Source organism: Nostoc sp., assembly GCF_036919555.1.
In the GTDB taxonomy this organism is placed as follows: Bacteria; Cyanobacteriota; Cyanobacteriia; order Cyanobacteriales; family Nostocaceae; genus Nostoc.
The window spans coordinates 46,655-68,294 of sequence record NZ_JBALCS010000007.1 but is presented as its reverse complement, the minus strand read 5'-3'; the positions used below and the strand labels follow the sequence as shown (position 1 = coordinate 68,294).

16 protein-coding genes are annotated in these 21,640 nt (G+C 44.3%); 6 read left to right on the top strand and 10 right to left on the bottom strand.

Going from position 1 to position 21,640, the window contains the following annotated elements; genetic code table 11:
- The first annotated feature begins 72 nt into the window (after positions 1–72).
- Positions 73–456 (top strand): response regulator, encoded by a 384-nt coding sequence (locus V7K36_RS02195; protein WP_334828129.1) that lies wholly within the window; start codon positions 73–75, stop codon positions 454–456.
- 226 nt (positions 457–682) lie between these two features.
- On the opposite strand, the gene cheB is transcribed toward V7K36_RS02195, so the two are convergent.
- The 7 genes from cheB to V7K36_RS02160 all read right to left on the bottom strand — a co-directional run bounded on the left by cheB (position 683) and on the right by V7K36_RS02160 (position 11,577).
- Complete coding sequence (gene cheB / locus V7K36_RS02190; RefSeq protein WP_335112821.1) at positions 683–1,813, bottom strand: chemotaxis-specific protein-glutamate methyltransferase CheB; 1,131 nt, start codon at positions 1,811–1,813, stop codon at positions 683–685.
- A 58-nt stretch (positions 1,814–1,871) separates the two neighbouring features.
- A complete protein-coding gene (locus V7K36_RS02185; protein ID WP_335112819.1) occupies positions 1,872–4,181 on the bottom strand; it encodes a hybrid sensor histidine kinase/response regulator in 2,310 nt (769 codons plus the stop codon).
- A gap of 50 nt (positions 4,182–4,231) precedes the next feature.
- A complete protein-coding gene (locus V7K36_RS02180) occupies positions 4,232–5,812 on the bottom strand; it encodes a HAMP domain-containing methyl-accepting chemotaxis protein (protein WP_335112817.1) in 1,581 nt (526 codons plus the stop codon).
- 21 nt (positions 5,813–5,833) lie between these two features.
- The gene (locus V7K36_RS02175; RefSeq protein WP_335112815.1) at positions 5,834–7,240 is read right to left on the bottom strand and encodes a methyl-accepting chemotaxis protein; all 1,407 of its coding nucleotides are present in this window, start codon (positions 7,238–7,240) and stop codon (positions 5,834–5,836) included.
- A gap of 92 nt (positions 7,241–7,332) precedes the next feature.
- Complete coding sequence (locus V7K36_RS02170) at positions 7,333–8,790, bottom strand: methyl-accepting chemotaxis protein (RefSeq protein WP_335112813.1); 1,458 nt, start codon at positions 8,788–8,790, stop codon at positions 7,333–7,335.
- Positions 8,791–8,957: 167 nt separating this feature from the next.
- Positions 8,958–10,019, bottom strand: a complete 1,062-nt coding sequence (locus tag V7K36_RS02165) for a chemotaxis protein CheW (protein WP_335112812.1) — start codon at positions 10,017–10,019, stop codon at positions 8,958–8,960.
- 7 nt (positions 10,020–10,026) lie between these two features.
- Positions 10,027–11,577 (bottom strand): CheR family methyltransferase, encoded by a 1,551-nt coding sequence (locus V7K36_RS02160; RefSeq protein WP_335112810.1) that lies wholly within the window; start codon positions 11,575–11,577, stop codon positions 10,027–10,029.
- 279 nt (positions 11,578–11,856) lie between these two features.
- On the opposite strand from V7K36_RS02160, the gene V7K36_RS02155 reads away from it, so the two are divergent.
- Positions 11,857–12,210, top strand: a complete 354-nt coding sequence (locus tag V7K36_RS02155) for a phage holin family protein (protein ID WP_335112808.1) — start codon at positions 11,857–11,859, stop codon at positions 12,208–12,210.
- A 5-nt stretch (positions 12,211–12,215) separates the two neighbouring features.
- Here the strand turns inward: V7K36_RS02155 and V7K36_RS02150 are convergent, their stop codons facing one another.
- From V7K36_RS02150 to argS, 3 genes are all read right to left on the bottom strand, one after another.
- Positions 12,216–12,830 carry a cobalamin biosynthesis protein gene (locus V7K36_RS02150; RefSeq protein WP_335112806.1) on the bottom strand — a complete coding sequence of 205 codons (615 nt, stop codon included), beginning with the start codon at positions 12,828–12,830 and terminating at the stop codon, positions 12,216–12,218.
- 210 nt (positions 12,831–13,040) lie between these two features.
- Positions 13,041–13,604 (bottom strand): Uma2 family endonuclease, encoded by a 564-nt coding sequence (locus tag V7K36_RS02145; protein ID WP_335112804.1) that lies wholly within the window; start codon positions 13,602–13,604, stop codon positions 13,041–13,043.
- A 70-nt stretch (positions 13,605–13,674) separates the two neighbouring features.
- Positions 13,675–15,438, bottom strand: a complete 1,764-nt coding sequence (gene argS / locus V7K36_RS02140) for an arginine--tRNA ligase (RefSeq protein ID WP_335112802.1) — start codon at positions 15,436–15,438, stop codon at positions 13,675–13,677.
- A 164-nt stretch (positions 15,439–15,602) separates the two neighbouring features.
- Between argS and V7K36_RS33930 the strand changes: the two genes are divergently transcribed.
- The 4 genes from V7K36_RS33930 to V7K36_RS02120 all read left to right on the top strand — a co-directional run bounded on the left by V7K36_RS33930 (position 15,603) and on the right by V7K36_RS02120 (position 21,549).
- Entirely contained in the window at positions 15,603–15,806 is a 204-nt protein-coding gene (locus V7K36_RS33930) for a hypothetical protein (RefSeq protein ID WP_442948424.1), read from the top strand.
- A 254-nt stretch (positions 15,807–16,060) separates the two neighbouring features.
- On the top strand, positions 16,061–16,339 hold the full coding sequence (locus tag V7K36_RS02130) for a GlsB/YeaQ/YmgE family stress response membrane protein (RefSeq protein ID WP_334692088.1): 279 nt from the start codon (positions 16,061–16,063) through the stop codon (positions 16,337–16,339).
- 58 nt (positions 16,340–16,397) lie between these two features.
- The gene (locus V7K36_RS02125) at positions 16,398–17,285 is read left to right on the top strand and encodes a hypothetical protein (RefSeq protein ID WP_335112800.1); all 888 of its coding nucleotides are present in this window, start codon (positions 16,398–16,400) and stop codon (positions 17,283–17,285) included.
- 619 nt (positions 17,286–17,904) lie between these two features.
- Entirely contained in the window at positions 17,905–21,549 is a 3,645-nt protein-coding gene (locus tag V7K36_RS02120) for a response regulator (RefSeq protein WP_335112798.1), read from the top strand.
- Positions 21,550–21,640: the final 91 nt, after the last annotated feature.

Here is a 21,640-nt window from a genome sequence, read left to right as displayed (position 1 = left end):
TCGATTGTTCAAGTTTTGCTTTCGGAATGCTAGAGTAATGGCCAACGATGATTGATTCATCGAGTGTAAAGTATGTCAAATGGTACGACAAGCTCACCGATTGTTCTCGCGCTTGATGATAGCCCTGTGATTCATCAAATGATTAAACGAGCCTTAGAACCGGGTTATCAAGTGATGACAGCCGCTAACGCGGTTGATGCCCTGTCGATCATTTATCATCAACCGATTTCAGTCTTACTATTGGATGTACAGATGCCGGATGTAAATGGGTTGGAGTTTTGCCGCACAGTGCGAAGCCTACCCCAGTTTCAGCATTTGCCCGTGATTATGGTGACTTCTCAAGATTCCCCCTTCGACCGGGTGAAGGGGCATCTGGCAGGTGCAACAGAATATCTGATCAAACCTTTTGATGCTGAACAATTGCGAGAAGCTGTACGAAAATTTATTCGCACCTGATCTGCTTTTTTGGATGAATGAGAAAAAAATCTTGCGGGGGGACAAAGAGGGCTAGTACCGCAAGGCAAAAGTCAAAAGTCAACGCCTCGACTTTGCTCGGCGTTGACCCTGAGCGAAGTCGTTGGCGCAGCCTCTCCAAAAGTTGGGTCAAACAGGTATACAGCGTAAGCGTTTCGTTGATTTAAAATGGGTTGTTTATTTCCGCCGACCTGTACTAGGTGGATGCCTAAACTACCCGAAAACTGGAGATTCGATTCAAGAGCATGGGAGCAATTTCGCTAATTGGCAAAATGTGTTGGGCGGCTCCCAGAGCGATCGCTTCTTTGGGCATCCCGAAGACAACGCAGGTTTGTTCATTCTGAGCAATGGTGGTGCCTCCGGCTTGGGCGATCGCTTGTAATCCATCTGCGCCATCCCGTCCCATACCAGTCAGCAAAATGCCAATTGCCGATCGCGGGTAGCAGGTAGCAACGGTTTGAAACAATGCTGTGACAGAGGGACGATGCCCGGAGACGGGAGGAGTGCTGACGGTGATTAATCGCCCTTGAGTGTTGAGTTGCAGGTGGTGTCGTTCGGGAGCAAAGTAGACGGTACCCGGCTTGGGAAATTCTCCCGGTTGGGCGATCGTCACCCGCAGGAAACATTCTCCTTGCAGCCAATCTACCAGTCCTTGCAGAAATCCTTCGCTGATATGTTGAACACACAGAATGGGTACGGGAAAGTTTGCAGGCAGTTGTTTCAGGATCGTGTGCAATGCCTGGGGACCGCCTGTGGAGGCGCCGATCGCCACGACTTTGGCCAGGCAGAACGGCGAATTAGCAATGAGGAATTGCGAGTTACTGACAGGTTTGGGGCTGAATGCTTCTAGCTGACTTTTGGGGCTAACAGGCTGCGTTTTGGGTTCTACCGTCGCAGTTCTAGAAGTGTGACGAGTAAAGACTGTAACCCCTGCCAGAACTCTGATCCGGTTGATTAATTCGTTCTTGACCTGTTCATAGTCTGAAAGGGAGTCGATACTAGGTTTGGGGAAGACATCTAAAGCACCTGCTTGCAGCAGTTTAAAAACATTGCGGGAATCTTCTTGGGTGTTGACGGAGGCGCTGATCACCAGAATAGGACGGGGATAGTCTGCCATAATCCGCCGGGTTAGTTCCAGTCCATCCATTTTGGGCATGTGTAGATCGGTGCAGATTACTTGGGGCTGTGCGGCTGGAATTCGCTCCAATGCTTCCACGCCATTGGGAGCAGTTCCCACCACATTCATTTCTGAGGAACTCGCCAGAATCCGCTTAAGGATGGTTAAGGCGACGAGGGAATCCTCCACCAGAAAGACGCGAATTGGGGCAGAGTTTTTCATTGGTTGAGAGTAAGTTCACATCCTACGAAAAAATTGTTCTTGATTCATCTGAAAACCACTACACTAACCTTTGGAGAGTTGACAGCAAAGCTTCTTGATTAAAGCTACCTTTGATAATGTAGGCATTGGCTCCGGCTTCCGCACCCCGACGTTTATCTTCATCGCTAGCAAGGGAAGTAACCAGGATAATTGGTAAATCGCTATATTCCTGATATTGGCGGATTTTGGCAGTTAACCCCAAGCCATCGAGATTTGGCATTTGCACATCGGTGACAACGGCATCAACAAACTGCGATCGCAGTTTGTTCAATCCATCCAGACCATCCACGGCAGTAATAACTTGATAACCTGCCGTTTCTAAAATCCGCTTTTCTTGAGTGCGTGTGGCAATAGAATCTTCGACTAATAAGACGGTTTGTTTTGTGGGTGCAACTTGACGAACTTGGGTAGAAGAGATGGACTGCGATCGCGATCGGGCTGACTTCACCAAATCCTGGGGATTCAACACCATACACACATCTCCAGTGCCTAAAATTGTTGCCCCAGAAACATTGCGGACTCGTTTAAGCAACTGACTTTGAGGTTTAATCACTACATCTTGCTCATCCACTAAGGCATCTACCACCACACCCAGTTGTTCTTGCCCAACCTGAAGAATAATGCAGGAAAGCGCCGTTTCTTGAGTTAACCCAGATGGCATTGGTGGCAGTTCTAATAGATCAGCCAATTGCACTATCGAAATGGGTTTGCTATCCCGAATTACTGTATCATGCCCCTCCAAGGGAAAAATCTCTTCTGACCTGATCAAGCAGGCGGTTTGCACAAACTCCACTGGGATGCCATAGGGCATTTCGTTCACTTGCACAATCAAGACATGGGCGGTTGCCAAGGTGATACCGAGATTGACACGCAGGGTACATCCTCGTCCAGGAAAGGATTCCACCTCAATGGTGCCTTTCAATTTCTCGACATTGGTTTGCACCACATCCAGCCCCACACCCCGTCCTGATAATTCTGTCACTAGGGGGGCTGTTGAAAAGCCCGGTGCGAAGATCAACGCCTGGATCTGGCTGGGAGTCATTGTCGCTGATTCTTCCTCCCCGCAAATGCGCCGTTTCACCGCTATTTGTTTGATTTTATCCAGGTCAAGCCCCCGGCCATCATCACTGATTTCCAGCACAATGTTAGTGGGAGTTTGGTAAGCCCTGAGCCGAATCGTTGCCGTTCTTGGTTTTCTTAGCCGTTCCCGTTCCTGTGGTGGCTCAATCCCGTGATCGATCGCATTTCGCAGGATATGCATTAGCGGATCTTTCATTTCTTCCAACAGGCGTTTGTCGGCAAGGGTGTCTTTGCCTTCCAGGATCAACTCCACCAATTTTCCCTGGTGCTGCGCCAGATCGCGCACCATCCGGGGGAAGAGGTTGAAGATGGTTGCAAAGGGCAGCAATCGCAGAGAACGAATCCCCTCTTCTAGATCGCCACTCAGTTGTTCCAGTCGGGTTGTGTCTTCTGAAAGGGAACTTTGCAGGGTTTTCACCAAATGACCCAATTGCTCTAATCGTTCTTCAGAGTGATGATGAAAAGTTTTTAGACGCTTCAGGACGACGTTACCCTCTTGCTCTCGGCTGAAGGCAAACCGATTAGTGAACAAATCTCGGTTCCATTCTTCCCACAGATTGGCGATCGCCTCAATTTCTCCCAGCCGATGAGCAATCCGAATTTTGGTTACAGTTAACTCTCCTGCTTGTGTCATCAACGTATCCAGTTGGCGAGTGCCAACGCGGATGGTTTCGATGCGGTAGGAGGGATTTTGGATTTTAGATTTTGGATTTTGGATTGATCTGTTTTCCTCTTGATTTCTCTCAAGGGTCTTGTTCTTGACTGTATTTGTGAATTCAATACCGTTGGCTTCTGGCTCCTGGCTCCTGAATTCTGTCTCCTGATTTCCACTCTCTTCTCCTTTGCCCTGCTCCGCTCCCATCAATTCAGCTAGAGCATAAAATGTATCAACTCTGGCAGGTTCTCCGGTGACGGCTTCGTGAACTAGTTTGCGGATGGCGGCGATCGCATGAGCTAGGCGTTCATAGGGTGCGTCTGTCGTACCATTATCCAACGAGGATACAGGGTTTTCTTGCCGCTTGAGTTGAGTCAAAACATGCTCAATCTGATGTGCCAGAGTGCCTACATCTTTAACTCCCAACATATTGGCATCGCCTTTCAGAGAATGCGCCTCTCGCATCAAGGCTTCTAGGACAGCCAGATCATCGGGGTGGTTTTCCAGATGCAGCAATCCATCATCCAGGTTTTGCAGGTGTTCTTCGCTGGCTACTTTAAAAACGTCTCTCAGTTCTTCATCATCGATGATCATAATGTTATGGCAGAGGTTAGAGGAGTGAATTTTGGATTTTACACACGTCGCTAAATGGTTGCCTTGAGTGTTTGCGCTGACTCCTTTAGTTGTTCAGTACCAGAGCGGATCTGGCTAATGCCATTGGCAGTTTCACGCGCAGCAATATTCAGGTCATTCATGGCAGAGACAATTTGCTGAATGGCGATCGCTTGCTGGTTGATATTGAGTGAAATCTGTTGACTGTTGAGGACAATCTTATTCACTGCACCTTCCACACCTGCAAAGGATTCTGACGTTTCCTGGGCAATTCGCGTCCCTTCTTCCACAGTTTTAGTACCTTCATGGGTGACAACGACAGTGGTGCTGATGGCAGATTCAATGTCCCCTACCAAGGTGTTGATCTTTTCAGTTGATTTTTTGCTCTGGTCTGCTAGTTTGCGAATTTCAGCAGCGACAACGGCAAAGCCTTTACCATGTTCCCCTGCCCGGACTGCTTCCACAGCTGCATTTAACGCCAGCATATTGGTCTGAATTGCCAACTCGCCCACCAGACTAGAGATACTGGCAATCTGCTTAGTTTGTTCATTTAAGCGTGTAATGTGATCGGCAATGGCTCCTACTTTTTGCCGTAGGGTTTCCATACCCTTGAGGGTACGTTTTACAGCTTCACTACCGTTACTTGCAAGGGTCAACGCTTGTCGTGCGCCTGCTGCTGCAGATTCTGCTTGTTCGGCTGATTGCTGCGATGAGGCTCCCAATTCATCAATGGTGATGGTGGTTTGATTCACCGAAGCTGCCTGTCGGGTAGCAGTCCGTTCTTGCTGCTCAACCGTCGCGGCGATTTCATTAGTGGAGGCAGCCATTGTTTGAACAATTTGAGCAATTTTGCCGGTCAACGGTTTAGCTATTTTGTTGCTCAGAAATATTCCTAGTAAGATTGCCCCCAGAGGATCGACAATGATACCAGTAATCACCCAACTTGTGGTCAAGCGGGTATCTTCACTGGCGGCTTTATTTGCATCTTCAGCAGTATCCTGATTAATTTTGATCAATTGCAACAATGAGTTAGTCGCAACCGCAAAGGAAAGATCATTTTTGGCAACAGCGTTTTGTCTAAGTTTTTTTAGTTGATCGGTGGCAGCGATCGCCGCCTTCATTTCTGGAGAATTCTCCCGCCTTTGACTGGTCAATTCAAGCTGTCTGGCAGTGGGGTTTGCAATACCTAACTGAGTAAAGTTCTGGTAAGCCTGAAGATAGGCGGCATGATCCTGCTTCCACGCCTGCCACTGTTGCTTAAATGTTTGGTAGAGTTTGTCCTCGTCGGGATCGCGGGGCGCGGCATCATATTCCTCAAAGCCTGCGTCAATCTGCTTCCAGGCTGTCTGCATTCGATTTAACTCAGATTGTTTGGTTGCAGAAGCTAGTTCTGGGTCGATAATCGCTCGTTCTATCGACTGGATTTGGGTCTGCCCTTCATTAATTCTCCACAATCCATTGATGCTGGGGAGGCTGTTATAGCTGAGGGTGTCGATATCGCTGCTTAATTGATGAGTACCCCGCCAACCGACAGATCCGATCACCAAAATGACACCGCCCATGAGCAAAAATGAACCCATCAATCTTCCGTGCAGAGACATATTCTTCAACATACCTGTAACTCCAATACATTTTTAGACAACGGCTTTTAGTTCCTGAGCGGCATCATTCAGCCGTTGTGTACCAACTTTAATTTGACTGATGCCAGAAGCGGTTTCTCTGGCAGTAATGTTGAGCGAGTTCATGGCTTCTACCACCTGTTGAACGGCGATCGCCTGTTGATTAGAAGTCAGGGAAATTTGCTGACCATTCACCGCGATCGTTTTGATAGCATCTACAATCTTTTCTACGGTTTTAGTACCTTCACCAGTGACTATGACGGTGGAATTGGTCGATTTTTGAATGTCTACGACTAGTACATTAATTTTTTCAGCCGATTTCTTGCTTTGATCTGCCAGTTTGCGAATTTCGGCAGCAACAACCGCAAAACCTTTGCCATGTTCCCCGGCTCGCACCGCTTCCACTGCCGCGTTCAGCGCCAGCATATTGGTTTGACTTGCCAGGTCACTCACAAGGGCGGAGATCATGCCAATTTGATTGGTTTGTTCGCTCAGGTGGAGAATTTGCGTGGCAATGTCGCCTACTTTTTCTCGTAGGCTCGATTGGCTGGTTTGCCCCTCTTGAGTACGACCGTCTACCAGCAACAACACCTGCCGCGCCCCTGCGGCTGAGGCTTCTGCTTGTTCGGCAGACTGGCGGGAGGAAGCCCTCAACTGATCCATTGTGATGGTGGTTTGGTTGACTGAACTGGCTTGTTGGATGGTGGCGCGTTCTTGTTGCTCGATGGTCGTGGCAATTTCGGTTGTAGAAGCCGCGATCGCGCTGGCAGAGGCGTTCATCTGTCGGGCAGTGCGGCTAATAACCCAGATGCCAATCAAAATAGATAGCGTCAGGGAGAGTCCACTTGCTAACATCACGGTGAACTTGAGGGCATTGAGTGCCTCTTGCTGCTGTTTCGCGGCGGTTGCAACATTTTGGTCTTCTCGAAGCAGTATTTCTCCGATCAAGCTTGTAATTTCCTCAACCTGAGCGTGTAGATTTCCCTTGATCCAGATTTCAACTGCTTCTCTGACTTTGCCCTGATCTACCTTTGCAATTAGGTTTTCCTGCAAAGTAGTCAGCTTATTCATCTCTTTCTCCAGTTTGGTTAAAAACTGTCTTTCCTGTTCTGATTTAGTAAATTTCGTCATTTTTGCGAGAAATTCCTGGGAGTTCTTCTGAGCTTTGCGGTAGCTCTCAAGCGTCCCTTGATTTTTTTCCAACAAATAGTCCGGAACTGACTTAGAACCGCTTTGCACATTAATAGCAAGGCTATTAATAATTGAATTCACCTCGTAAGAACGAACTAAGTCTTCCGATCGTTGGTTCAGCGTGTTGATATTTATGACTGTTGCACCAGCAGAAACTAACAATGCCAGCACAGGAACGGCATACCCGCCAATAATCCAATATCTCAATTTCCAATTTTGCTTACTTTGCATTTTGTTATCTGCTGTGAGTGAATAAGTTCGATAATTTCCAGATATTGCCGTTATTTGCACCCTCCCGATCAGACTTTTGAATCAAGGAAAGATTACACAACACTCTGTAGTTTGGAGGCTGCGTTATTGAGTTCGTGAGTGCTAACGCGAGTCTGACTGATGCCGATGGCTGTCTCTCTAGCAGAGTTCTTGAGTGCATTCATTGCCTGTAAAATTTGCTGAACCGCTATTGCTTGCTGATTGGCGTTGAGCGAGATTTGCTGAATATTCAATACCATCCGATTCACGGCATCGGTGACACTGCTGAACACTTCCACTGTCTGCTTAGTCATTACCGCACCCTGTTCGGCAGTTTTTGTGCTTTCATCCGTCATCACAACGGTTGAGTTGATGGCGGATTGAATGTCATTGACCAGCACATTAATTTTTTCAGCCGATTTCTTGCTTTGATCTGCCAGTTTGCGAATTTCGGCGGCGACGACTGCAAAGCCCTTACCCTGTTCCCCTGCCCGCACTGCCTCCACTGCTGCATTTAGCGCCAGCATATTAGTCTGATTTGCTAAGTCACTCACTAACCCGGAAATAGTGCCAATTTGCTTGGTTTGTTCGGTCAGGCGCAGCATTTGGTCTGCTACCGCACTCACTCTGTGGCTCAAGGCTGCCATCCCTTCCAGGGTACGGGTGAGTGATTGATTGCCTTGATCTGCCAAATTTAAGACCTGTTGAGCGCTGGTGGAGGCAGTGGATGCTTGCTGGGCAGACTGTTGGGCAGAGGCGCTGAGTTCGTCCATTGTAGTGGTGGTCTCGCTGACCGAAGCTGCCTGTTGGTTGGCAGTGCGCTCTTGTTGCTCGATGGTGGTGGCAATTTCAGCCGTCGAGGTGGCGATCGCACTAGCTGATTCATTTATCCGTCGAGCAGTGCGGCTAATTAGCCAGATGCCAATCAAAACCGACAACAGCAAGGAAAGTCCAGTTGTGGACAGGATGGTTAGCTTGAGCGTATCGAGCGCTCTTTGCTGTTGTTTAGCAGCCGCGATCACATTCTGGTCTTCTCGCCGCTGAATTTCATTGATCACACTTGTCAGGTCATCAACCATACTGCGGGCATTTTCCTGACTCCAGGTTTCAATAGCTTCCTGAACTTTGCCCTGATTCACTTTGGCAATCAAATCATCCTCGACAACCATCAAATTATTCAGCAGCCCCTCTAGCTTGGTTAACGACTGTCGCTCTTGCTCCGTTCTGGCAAGCGACATTAACTTTGACAAAAGTTCGTTGAAGTTTTTTTGAGATTTTTGGTATTCGTCAAAGGATGTCTGATTTTTTTCTAACAAATAGCCCCGAACTGACTTAGAACCGCTTTGCACATTTGTGGCAAGGGCATTAATCGCTGAATTAACGTTATAGGAAGAAACTAAATTCTGCGCTCGCTGAGTCACTAGGTTGATATTGATGAATATCAGCCCCGCAGAAACTAACAATGCGAGCATGGGAACCGCATACCCGCCAATAATCCAATATCTCAATTTGCAATTTTGCTTACTTTTCATTTTGTTATCTTCTATGAGTGAATGAGTTTGAAAATTTCCAGATATTGCCGTTATTACCATTTAGATATAGCTATTTTTTAATCGGACTGAAATTGCTATATCCCTTCTCTGTTGGGAGTTTCCTGTTCCATTTTTGAACTAGATAATTTATTTTTCATGACCACTTATTAAATCTCTTCATTGACAACCAACACCTCTGAAGTGAGCAGTTTAGACAAATTGATGATGCTCATCATCCGGTCTCGATAGGGTGCGACACCCTGGAGATAGTCGTCCTTGACAGAATGCAGAGCAATTGGAGTCGTGGTGATTTGGGAGGGATGAATATACGTCACATCAAAAATGTCATCGACGGCAATGCCTGCCACCCGTTGATCCAGACGAACCACAACGGCATGCTGATGCGATCGCACTGCATTCATGGGCAGATCAACGACATCATTGATATTGATTAATGTGACAATTTCACCCCGCAAATTGATGTTGCCAACAATGTGTGGTGGACAGCAGGGAATCGGGGTAATCTTATGAATCTCGGTAAACTCATGCACCGTTTCCAAGCTAAATCCGAAGTACTCCCCCGCCAACCCCACAACAGCCAGAGGCAAAAGTTCAGCCGAATTTTCGTCAGCGAGCAAACATCGGAGAGTTTCAGATCGCTGTTGAAAAATCTGTCGCTCCTGGGAATCGAAATGATCATATAAGTCCTGATTTAGGACTGAATCAGATGGGTGTTTTAGTGCATCATCGACTGAGCTATTGTTAAAATCAGAATTGTGATTGAAAGTAGTCTCTATAAGGGCGTGTTGCACCAATATTTCCGGATTGAGCAATGTAACAATTCCCTGTTCAACGTTGGCAATGCCCATCATCAATCCATCCGGCAAACTCTCTTTTGACTGATCGCAGACATTGGCAGTGATTTGATCAGCCGCGATCGCTTGCACACTATCCACTTGACTGACGATGATTCCGATTCTTTGAGTTTGCCACTCTAGGACAATCATGCTGTCAGTCAATTGAAAGGGGGGACGTGCTTGTTTTAAGCGGTGATATAAATCCATCACCGGCAGAAACTTCCCTCGCAGATTAATCACGCCCAAAATTGTGCTAGGAGTTTCGGCGATCGCAGTCACTTCTGGCAGAAAGAAGAGTTCTTGCACGGCTGTAGCCGGAATGCCATACCGTGAGTGATTGAGCTTAAACATTAAGTAGGATTGATCGTTCATAATTGGTTCAATTTAAATGCTTAAGAACATGTGCTTTTAACTCGGTAGTGGTTTGCTGGTTATTGAAATCGATCACTTGCTCTGGGGGTAGACTTTGCAAAATTTCTAAAAGCGATCGCCAGATTTTTTGAGCCTGTTTTGTATTTCCTTCTCGTTCATATATAAAACCCAATTCTATGTGAGCATTAACAGAACTGGGAGCAAGATAAATAATACGTTTTAAGAAGGATTTTGCACTGTCATGATCTCCTTGCTCTTCGGCAATTTGAGCCAACAAATGATAGGGTTCGATCGCCAATGGGCTGATCTGGAGTGCCTGCTGACACGCCTGATTTGCCTGAGAGTAATCGCCAAAATTTGCGTAAGCTTCTGCCATCAAACAATATGCCTGAAAGTGTTGAGGGGCAAGAGCAATAAGTTGTTTCGCTATTTGAATTACATCGGCATAAGCTTCTTGAATTAGCGATTGCTTGGCTGTATCTAAAAGGTTTTTTTGAGTGTTTATACTCACGTCGCTGCCCGTTCCCAACCTTGGAAGAAAGGGGTTAAAAATTTCGGTTTCCCTGCTCTCAAATTTGGCAGCAGGGGTTAGGGGATGTAGGTCTTTGCTCTTCTCTTTGAGTGCGTTATGCCTCTGATAAGCCGCAGATTGCGGAAAATTTTTGACTTGAAACGGTTCAGTTTTGTGTGTGTGTAATTCTGTGTGACCTGTGAGCAGAAACCCTCCCGGTGCTAGAGAGCAGTAAAACTTATCTATAACTTGTGCGATCGCGTTAAAATCAAAATAAATAAACACATTGCGACAAAGAATCAAATCAAAATCGTGAATCCTGGACGCGTAAGTGGGGTAGTTATCCTGCATCAGGTTTCCAGGTTGAAATGTGACCATTGCTCGAATAGCAGGATCGATTTTCCAACCTTTTTTGTGTGATTGAAAGTAGCGACTTTTGATCTCTGGAGTGATTGTCCGAAAAGACCAATCGCTGTAAATTCCTTGTTGAGCTAGGGCGATCGCGGGTTGATTAATATCTGTGCCTAAAATCAGAATGTCCCATGCCTGATTGTCGGGGATCAGTTCCTTTACCAGAATCGCAAGTGAGTAAGCTTCTTCACCTGTCGAACAGCCGGCACTCCAAAGCCGTAATGTCGGTCTATAAAATTGTCCATTGGCAGGGTTGTAGTGAGTTAAACTCAGATCCCGTTTACGCTCGATCAACTCTGGGAGCAACTGATTTTTGAGCAGCGACATCTGCCCCTGATCCCGAAAAAAATAAGTTTCAGTGACAGTGAGTAAAGAAATTAGTTCTTGCCACTCTACCGCACTGGGAATTAATTGATTTGTTGCCACCAATATCTGATAATAATCATTGAGTGAGGATAATCCCAGCGCCCGGATGCGAGTGAAAAGATTTTTCTTTAATGTATCTTTATACTGTGGTTGGATTTGAATGCCGAATGTATCAGCAATCAGATTAACCATCTCTGACAAACTAAAGTCATCATTGCGTTGAGGATTGGGTTCAAATAAAATGGGGCGATCGCTGATCATCTGATTCATTACTACATGATTTTCTTTTCCGATACCTTTAGGTTTCCCATTTCAATCTTTTGATTCTCATTTGCATGATATATCGCTAACTACCGTTACATCTATTTGATGACATCGGCGTGGAAACAGGTTTTTTTTGTATATCCCCTCAAAAAGTATGGCTGCTTCATTCCCTAAAACAGGTAAAATAGCAAGTATTGAGGGGATAAAAAATTATGAGTAGCAATCTGATTGAACACCTCAAGCAGAAATTAATTAAACTTACGGCTAATTCATCTAAAAAAACTTATGCAACACTTTTTATTAACTTGGCTCGGTAGTGCGGTGGCGTTATTTCTTACTGCTAATATTGTTCCGGGATTCTTTATCAAGAATTTTTTGACTGCCTTGGTCGCTGCTCTTGTTATTGGTCTGGTTAATGCATTTATTAGACCAATTTTGCAGATTTTGACGTTTCCGATTACCTTACTCACCTTTGGTTTATTTACATTAGTGATCAACGCCTTAACCCTTTGGCTGGCAAGTGCCCTAACTCCTGGTTATGGTTTTGAGATTCAGGGCTTTCTACCTGCTTTGTTAGGTTCAATTGTGCTAGCAGTTGTTTCTAGCATAATTAACTATTTGTTGAGAGTTGTTGACTAGAAAAATTAGTAAATTGTAATACTCATATTTGAGGCTTGGGCAACAGCTAGCGTTACCGCTCCTGGTTGCCCTTGTAACTGGAAAATTTGTTTAGGAACTAATATCATGTCCGCTTGATTGCTTATTAAACCCGAAGAACCCCACCCCACCAAAGCTGCGTTTTGTCTCCCCTCCCCGCCGGCGGGGAGGGGATTAAGGGGTGGGGTGCAATGACTATGGGAATCACAACTAATTACCCGGACATGATATAAGAACCTCACTCTCAAAGCTTCTGTACTGGTAAAGGGGGAAGCAGCAAACAACGGGGTTTGAGTAGCTGCAAGAATAGCAGCTGCCTCTGCTACGCTAGGTGTACCTACTTTGTGGTCGGGAATTGTGGCAGGGTTGGGGACACAGACAGAGCGAAGGATTTGGGCAGAAAAGGTTTTTAGAGGTAAATTGCGGAGGTTGCAAAGTTCTACTAAACCAACTTCCGAGGTTTTAGTGTCAATGGTAGCAAGACCTGCGATCGCACTTTGAAAAAGTTGATTTTCTCGAAATATTTGCTCAATTGCCCGATCAATCAACTGCGATGACGTTCCCCGTTTACAACCGATTCCTACCCATAAAACCTGTTGCATTTGCTCTATTTCCTGATTCAGATCCTGTCACGGTTTATCGTAAATTAAAGGGTTTAAGACTCCTACCTCTACAGGTAGCCCCAGTTTCAGTCGGGGTTTAAATCCCCCGGAGTTGCTCCTCTTGGGGAGACCCCAAGACCGCACTCCTCTTCATCTGAAAATGTCTAAAATGTTTGAATTTTGAATTTTGAATTGTTAACATACTTGGGTTTACTCCAACAGCCAACCAAATAAATTTCCTACTGTCAACCTCAACTCACTTGCAAAATCTGGCACAGGAAGTAAAGCTTCTAATTCATCGAACATGACTGGCTGTTGATTGCGGATGTACACAAATACTGTTTGTTCTTCTGGATCAATCAGCCAACCCATTTGTGTTTCATAATTCAGACAATGTAAAATGTTTTTTGTAACTTTCGTTTGTCTTTGATCAGGCGATAGAATCTCGATAGTCCAATCGGGAGATGCTGAAAATAAATTTGCTACCCTGCCATTTTCTTTGCGAGGTATTCTCTCCCAAGTAAATACCGCTACATCCGGGACAATTGATCTGCCACCAAATGTACACCGCAGTTCTGGATATGCTCGTGCAACTTTTTGGGGTTTCAAGACAGCATTAATAAAAATAATCAGTTCACCTTGAATAGTGCTATGTTCTCCCTGTGCCATAGGTTTCTCAATAATTTGTCCATTGATGTACTCACTAGCGGGCTTCGTTTCTGGTAGCATCAGAAACTCCGCCAAAGTTATGTTTTTAGATGATGTCTGTACCATTTGCGATCGCCTCCAATAAAACGCCCTCTTCCAACTCCACGAATTATGAATTACGAATTACGAATTAGTATTACATCCTCTCCAATACCTGAATTCCCAACAAAGATAATCCTAACTTCAGGGTTCTAGCGGTCAAATCACATAAAATCAAGCGAGATGTTCGCTGTGGTTCCTGGGCTTCCAACACCTGAACTCCCTGATTGCGATCATAAAACTGATTAAACTTTTTACTCAGTTCATACAAATATTCACATAAACGATTGGGTAGCAAGTCTTGCTCTACACTACTAATAACTTCATCCAGCTGAAGTAAATATTTTGCCAGCGCTAATTCTGTTTCATGTTGCAACAGGACGGCATCGTTTTCCAACTTCTTAAAGTTAATATCACCCTTGCGGCTAATCCCCTGAATCCGGGCATAAACATACAGCATATAAGGTGCAGTATTACCTTTGAGATCCAGCATTTTGTCGTAGCTGAAAATATAGTTACTGGTGCGGTTTTGGCTTAAGTCTGCATACTTAACTGCACTGATCCCAACGACCCTAGCAACTTCATTAATAAATTCTTCAGTTTCTTGGCGTTCTTCTTCTTGTAATCTAGTTTTTAGGTCAGCATAGGAACGAGAAACAGCTTCATCTAATAAATCCCGCAACCGCACAGTATCCCCAGAACGAGTTTTGAATTTTTTACCATCTTCTCCTAACACCAACCCGAAGGGAATATGCACTAATTCCACATCATCGGGAATCCATCCGGCTTTGCGTGCTACCTGAAAAAATTGAGCAAAGTGGTTTCCTTGTCCAGCATCTGTTACATAAATTATGCGCTTTGCTTGATCCTGCTGAATCCGGTAGCGGAGGGATGCTAAATCAGTTGTGGCATAGTTATAACCGCCATCTGATTTCTGCACAATTAACGGCAAAGGTTCACCTTCTCTATTTGTAAACCCTTCCAGAAAAACGCATTTCGCTCCTTGATTTTCTACCAGTAACCCAGATTTATTTAAATCTTCGACAACGCCAGATAGTAAAGGATTATAGAAAGATTCTCCACGTTCAATTACTTGAACATCTAGCAAGTCATAAATTATTTGAAACTCCCGCCGCGACTGTTCGCACAGTAGTTTCCAAGCATGGATTGTATCCTCTGCACCTGCTTGTAGTCTGACGACTTCTTGGCGTGCTGTTTCTTGAAAAGCTGCATCTGTATCAAACCGTAGTTTGGCTTTGCGGTAAAAAGAGACTAAATCACCAATCTCTAAAGCATTAGCGGTGGTAAGCGCATCTGGATAAACTTCCCGCAGATAGGCGATTAACATCCCAAACTGCGTACCCCAATCACCCACATGATTTAACCGCAGGACATCGTGTCCTTGGAATTCTAAAATTCGGGCGATGGAATCACCAATAATCGTCGAACGCAAGTGTCCGACGTGCATTTCTTTGGCAATATTCGGACTAGAAAAATCCACAATTTCCCGCTTGGGCGTTTTCGTGGCTGGAACTCCCAGTCTGGGATCAGCTTGAATCCCGTTCAGTTGTGCTTCTAAGTATGCCGTTTTCAATTTCAGATTGATAAATCCTGGCCCGGCGATTTCTGGTGGTTCGCAGATTTCGGATACATCTAATTTATCAACGATCGCAGCTGCGAGCGCTCTTGGTTGCAATCCTTTCTTTTTACTCAGGGATAAAGCCACATTCGCCTGATAATCACCAAATTTAGGATTGCTAGCAGGAACCAAAATTGGATCTAATCCAGCGAAGTCAGCCCCAAAAGCCGCGACTAAAGCCTGCTCAAGCTGAAGTTTTAGTTTTTCTTGTGTAGCGTTCATATATAAATTTTATCTGTGATCAGGGTAATATGGCTCTGGAAAAGCTTGATTATTCACTTTAGCATTTCATTTTGAGCCGCTCAATTGATCAGGCGATCGCAACCTAAATCTGCATTTGCTTGTAATCATAGGAGCATGGAAGCAGATGTTCCTAGTGATACATCATGGGTGCAAAACATCTGGGATACAAAGGCAATCCAGGCTTGCAGCAGCAAAAGCACATAGCACGGACGCTAATCAAAGAAATCGGAAAAGAACTATTCCCACTACTTTCCCCGAAAAGCTTTAAGCCGTTAAAGTTATGCAAAGGCATTTACCCACCATCCGATTACAACTTGATACACACAACAGCAAATTCAATCAGCTAGTTTGGTGCGACAAATTATTATAATGCTTCCCAGGTGGTGGTTTATTAATTTTTTATTTAAGGTTTTTAAGTTTCCCTAGTTTGATCAATTCACTAATTCATATATTCATCCTCAAAGACGACCTGGTGAATATTAAAATGATATCTAAAGATTTTTGCTATTAGTTCTCTAGATAGATCAGAAATTTTATCGGCAAACTTTAAGATGAAAAAGTCAAAAGCAAACAAAGCAGATTTTCACGAAGGACAAATTCAATGGGTAACATTATTGCTTGGCTGGTTTTGGGTTTAATTGCAGGTGCGTTAGCTAAGTTATTTTATCCAGGCACCCAAGGTGGCGGTATTCTCTCCACCATTGTTTTAGGAATCCTTGGAGCCGTTGTCGGGGGTTATTTGGGTCAAACTTTGCTAGGAAGTAGTTCAGCAGCCGCCGCATCTGTAGGAGCTTTTTCCCTGGGAAGCATTTTATTTGCTGTTCTTGGGGCTATGCTACTGATTTTCCTTTGGGGTCTATTGACTCGTCGGGCTGTGTAATAAGCTCAAATTAGCTAACACTCTTGGGAATCACTTCTAGCTGCAATAAACCGATAAAATGACATTAGAAAAAGAGCGAAGAACTATAGGAGTTTTCGCTAGATGTTCGGATGCACAATTGGCACTTCAGGAACTAAAAGCTTCTAATTTTCCAATGCACAAAGTTTCCGTAATTGCACAGGATGCAGAAGAACAAAATGATATTGCTAGTGTTGAAGTCAAAGATAGCACTGGCAATACATCCTCAGAAGATACTGCTGGAGCCGTTACTGGCTTATTAGTCGGTTTAGTCCTCTGGGTAATTCCTGGTATAGGCCGAGTCATCATAGCTGGAGCAGAAGCAATAGCGATCGCTATTGCTTCTGCAGGTGGTGCGATCAATGTAACCGCAGGTGATTTGGATGGTGTGTTGCTAGGTTTAGGAATTCCTAAAGAGCAAGCACAAGGTTATAGTAATCTAGTTTGCAAAGGTTACTATTTAGTGATAGTAACCGGGGTAGATATAGAAATTCGTCTTGCTAAGAGGGTTTTTAATCGCTGTAATATTCAACAGTGGGTTATTTCTCAGCCATACTCGACCCCAAATAGTCGCTATAAAAATGCAGTTGGTGTTTTCTCTACGCGCCAAGATACACAAACAGCGCTTACTGAACTGAAAATTGCTGGCTTTCCGATGAGTCAAGTATCGGTGATTGCTAAGGATACAAACACCCTGAATGGTCTGACTGAGGTAGATATTAGCAGTTCCAAAAATAACTACACTACTTTAGGAATTCCTGACGAGCTAGCCAGATATTATGAGCATCAAGTGACTATTGGCAATTACCTATTAGTCCTAAATAGTACTGATATCCATATGGCAGGTGCAAGAGCGATTTTAGAGAGTCACAAAATTCAATATTTTCGGATTTATAGCCAATCTGAACTTGATGCGGCTAGACGATAACTTCGGTTCCGGTTGATCTAGTTGATCTATATATCTATCTAGTGATGTACAATGGTATTCATATCATATACAAGCGCCAAAGCCACTATATTTAGTAATATTAAATGAGCGTTGAATTGTTTAATATCCTCCAAGTTTTTTTGATAAAAAACCTTGGAGGATATTAAACATAAGCTACAAGAGGGTAATCTTCGATTAAAATAATATCTGTTTCAATATAGTAAAATAGTATTTTCATAACCAATTCTACCCATTTACATTTCTACAAGATAGAAAAAAATATTTATTATTTAAAATAACGTTACATTTGTAAAGATATTAAGAGAGAAATGATAATATTTGTTTGGCGTGCGAAAAACTAAATATATCCTACGTAAACGAAATATCCTACATTTGTTTTGGATAGTTATAGCGGTTCCCAGGTGCATGAAGTACATATACATAAAATATCAAAATCAAAACCTCACCCCCAACCCCTCTCCATAAGTTCGGAGAGGGGAGATAAAACACAAGTTTATCGGGGTGAGGTTAAGCTGTACCTCAGTAGAATAGGAAACGCTATAAAACATAATCAGAATAGTCTCAAACACAGAAATAATTTGAATACCTGCCTGGAATAATGTTGAATCGTTTGAAGATTGGAACCAAGATTGGAGTAAGTTTTGCCCTGAGTTTGGCAACTCTGACCACCATTGGTCTAATCTCCTACCAAAGTACCAATGATCTAATTGAAACCTCGCGCCAAGAAAACCATACCTACCAAGTGTTAAGTCAGCTTGAAGACCTCAACTTACAAGTGACAAATGCTGAGACTGGGCAACGTGGTTACATTATTACTGGAGAACAGCGCTATTTAGAACCTTATAACGATGCTATTCAAGTAATGAATCAAAAAGTTAAGGAACTTCAGAGGTTAACAGCAGATAACCCTAAGCAACAACAGCAGTTGGATGTTTTACAGCCATTAATCACTCAGAAGCTGGATGAACTTCAAGAAACTATCGACTTGCGCCAGAACCAAGGTTTTGAAGCTTCTCAGAAGGTCGTTCTGACAGACCGGGGCAAGCAACTAATGGGTGAAATCCGCAAAGTTATCCAGACGATGAAAACTGAGGAAAATACACTGCTGAAACAGCGCTCTGAGAGGGCACGAGTAGCTGCTCGGCAAACCATCGCTAGCATTGTTTATAGTATTCCTCTATTTTCTTTGATCTTGGCTTTGATCGGATTCATCCTGACCCGAAATATCTCAGTACCTCTGAAGCGAGTTTCTGATTTAGCACAAAAGGTGGCGGATGGGGATTTATTGGTGAGTTTACCAGATAGCGATCGCCTGGATGAAATTGGTGTGTTGACGCGCACTTTCAACCAGATGATCGTTAATTTGCGAAACACAACTCAAAAAAATGACGAGCAAAATTGGCTAAAATCTAACTTAGCTGAATTTACCCAGATGCTCCAAGGGCAGCGAAATCTAGAAAATGTGTCTCGGATGATCTTGTCGAATTTAGCACCACTGGTTGGAGCATCCCAAGGCGTTTTTTATAAGATGGACTCAATAGACGACCAGCCTGTATTGAAGTTGTTGAGTAGTTATGCTTATAAAGAGCGGAAAAATCTGGCAAATCAGTTTCGCTTGGGCGAGGGACTGGTGGGACAATCTGCCTTAGAAAAACAAAGAATCCTGCTTACAGAAGTTCCTAGTGACTATATCCGCATCAGTTCCGGCTTAGGAGAAGCTCCCCCATTAAATATTATTGTCTTGCCCATACTGTTTGAGACGCAGGTGAATGCCGTAATTGAACTTGCCTCTTTTGGGCCTTTTAACGAATTGCACCTGAGATTTCTAGAGCAATTGAGTGAAAATCTGGGTGTATTTTTAAATAACATCGCCTCACAAGTGCAAACTCAGCAACTACTTGAAGAGTCTGTTACTTTAACAGAGGAACTGCAAACCCAACAAGAAGAACTACAGCAGAGCAATCAACGCCTGGAAGAACAGGCGCACGAGTTGGAAGAATCACAATTTCTTGTGAAGCAGTCTAACGAAGAATTACAACAATTAAATGAGGAGCTAGAAGAAAAGGCAGAATTGTTAGAAGTTCAAAATCGAGGAGTTGCTCGCAAGAACGAAGAAGTTGAGCGGGCGAGGCAGTCTTTGGAAGAAAAAGCTGAACAACTGGCGTTGTCTTCTAAATATAAGTCAGAATTTCTCGCAAATATGTCCCACGAGTTACGGACACCGCTAAATAGCCTATTAATTTTAGCAAGGCTGCTAGCAGATAACTCTCTTAGCAACTTGACCGACAAACAGGTTGAGTATAGCCGGACTATTTACTCGGCTGGAACTGATTTGCTGGAGTTAATCAATGACATTCTAGATTTGGCAAAAATTGAGTCGGGTACTATGTCGCTCGATATTGAGCAAATTCCTTTTACAGATTTGCAGACATCTCTAGAGCAGACTTTCCGGGAAGTTGCCCAGAATAAAAAAATCAATTTTACTATTCAACTGGATGAGAAGTTACCCTCGACAATTTCTAACGACTCCAAACGCCTGCAACAAGTGCTGAAAAATCTCCTAGCTAACGCCTTTAAGTTTACCGAAGGGGGAGGCGTGAACTTACAAATTAGCATGTCTTCGGAGGCAGGCGAAGTTGATAATTCCATGATTGCTTTTGCAGTTAGCGACACGGGTATAGGCATTCCAGCCGAGAAGCAGAAGATTATTTTCGAGGCATTTCAACAGGCAGATGGCACCACCAGCCGCAAGTACGGAGGGACTGGTTTGGGCTTGTCTATCAGCCGCGAATTGGCTCAACTGTTGGGAGGGAGAATTGAACTAGTCAGCCAACCAGGACAGGGAAGCACCTTCACCCTTTACTTGCCCAGGCGACAGGAAAAGAATGGTCAAAATACTCTCACCACACTACCCCCTGAGCCAATCACCTCTATCCGCACAGCATCGATCATCAAAGAAGTGCCAATGGTCGAAAACAGACCCACGACTGTGGATACCTCTGCATCCGGGAAAGTACTTAGCAGCTTCCTCAGCGAAATCCCAGACGATCGCGAAATAATTCAACCGGGCGATCGCATTTTACTAATTATCGAGGATGACGATAAATTTGCCCGCATCTTACTAGATATGGCACGTCAGCAGGGCTTTAAAACCATCGTTGCTTTACAGAGCAAACAAGGTCTAGCACTCGCGCAACAGTTTAAACCCAATGCGATTATGCTAGATATCCAGATGCCAGAGATGGATGGTTGGACGGTGCTGGATCGTTTGAAGCATAACGCAAACACTAGACATATACCAGTACACATACTTTCTGTTGATGAAAGACAGCAACGGGGATTACACTTAGGAGCGATTACCTATCTCCAAAAACCCGTTTCTCCAGAAGCGCTAACTCAGGTATTGACTGAGATTAAAGGCTTTATTGAGCGTCAGGTAAAAACTCTCCTGATCGTCGAAGATGACCCCGTACAAGCCCAAAGTATTATCGAACTGATTGGTAATAGTGATGTCCAGAGTACAGCAGTGGGTACGGGAGCAGAAGCGCTCTCGATTTTGCGATCGCATCACTTTGATTGTATGGTGCTGGATCTCGGTCTGCCCGATATGAGCGGGTTTACACTAATTGAGCAGATCAAGCTTGAACCCAGACTTTTGAAACTGCCGATCATCGTTTACACCGGCAAAGAACTCAGCCGACAAGAAGAAACCCAACTGCGGGGACTAGCAGAGACAATTATTATTAAAAATGTGCGATCGCCAGAGCGGTTGTTAGACGAAACTGCCCTGTTTTTGCATCGGGTGCAAGCAAATTTGCCCCCACCAAAGCGTCAAATCCTAGAGCAACTACATCAAACTGACCCGGTGCTGGCTAATCGGAAAATTTTGATTGTAGATGATGACCTGCGAAATATTTTTGCCCTGACCAGCTTTTTAGAAAGCTATCAAATGCAAGTGCTGTTTGCCGAAAATGGCAGAGATGGCATAGAGAGGCTGCAAGCTAATCCTGACATTAATATAGTTTTGATGGATATCATGATGCCGGAAATGGACGGTTACGAAACCACCCGCGCCATCCGCCAGCAACAACAGTTTCGCTCACTACCAATAATTGCTTTAACTGCTAAAGCCATGCCAGGCGATCGCGAAAAGTGCATTGAAGCTGGAGCCTCTGACTACATCACCAAACCTGTAGATACTGAGCAACTGCTTTCACTACTCCGGGTTTGGTTGTATCGTTAAGAGGATGTTTGAAAAGTATTGGGCGAATAAAATTCGCTACTACACAAACTTTCGTTTTCCTCCGTGGACTAACGAAAAAGTAGGGTTTTTA

Coding starts and splice junctions, on each gene's coding strand:
- V7K36_RS02150 (WP_335112806.1), bottom strand. CDS start 12,830: ATGCAACAGGTTTTATGGGTAGGAATCGGTTGTAAACGGGGAACGTCA.
- V7K36_RS02125 (WP_335112800.1), top strand. CDS start 16,398: ATGACATTAGAAAAAGAGCGAAGAACTATAGGAGTTTTCGCTAGATGT.
- V7K36_RS02175 (WP_335112815.1), bottom strand. CDS start 7,240: ATGCAAAGTAAGCAAAATTGGAAATTGAGATATTGGATTATTGGCGGG.
- V7K36_RS02145 (WP_335112804.1), bottom strand. CDS start 13,604: ATGGTACAGACATCATCTAAAAACATAACTTTGGCGGAGTTTCTGATG.
- V7K36_RS02195 (WP_334828129.1), top strand. CDS start 73: ATGTCAAATGGTACGACAAGCTCACCGATTGTTCTCGCGCTTGATGAT.
- V7K36_RS33930 (WP_442948424.1), top strand. CDS start 15,603: ATGGGTGCAAAACATCTGGGATACAAAGGCAATCCAGGCTTGCAGCAG.
- V7K36_RS02155 (WP_335112808.1), top strand. CDS start 11,857: ATGCAACACTTTTTATTAACTTGGCTCGGTAGTGCGGTGGCGTTATTT.
- argS (WP_335112802.1), bottom strand. CDS start 15,438: ATGAACGCTACACAAGAAAAACTAAAACTTCAGCTTGAGCAGGCTTTA.
- V7K36_RS02120 (WP_335112798.1), top strand. CDS start 17,905: ATGTTGAATCGTTTGAAGATTGGAACCAAGATTGGAGTAAGTTTTGCC.
- V7K36_RS02180 (WP_335112817.1), bottom strand. CDS start 5,812: ATGTTGAAGAATATGTCTCTGCACGGAAGATTGATGGGTTCATTTTTG.
- V7K36_RS02170 (WP_335112813.1), bottom strand. CDS start 8,790: ATGAAAAGTAAGCAAAATTGCAAATTGAGATATTGGATTATTGGCGGG.
- V7K36_RS02130 (WP_334692088.1), top strand. CDS start 16,061: ATGGGTAACATTATTGCTTGGCTGGTTTTGGGTTTAATTGCAGGTGCG.
- V7K36_RS02165 (WP_335112812.1), bottom strand. CDS start 10,019: ATGAACGATCAATCCTACTTAATGTTTAAGCTCAATCACTCACGGTAT.
- cheB (WP_335112821.1), bottom strand. CDS start 1,813: ATGAAAAACTCTGCCCCAATTCGCGTCTTTCTGGTGGAGGATTCCCTC.
- V7K36_RS02185 (WP_335112819.1), bottom strand. CDS start 4,181: ATGATCATCGATGATGAAGAACTGAGAGACGTTTTTAAAGTAGCCAGC.
- V7K36_RS02160 (WP_335112810.1), bottom strand. CDS start 11,577: ATGAATCAGATGATCAGCGATCGCCCCATTTTATTTGAACCCAATCCT.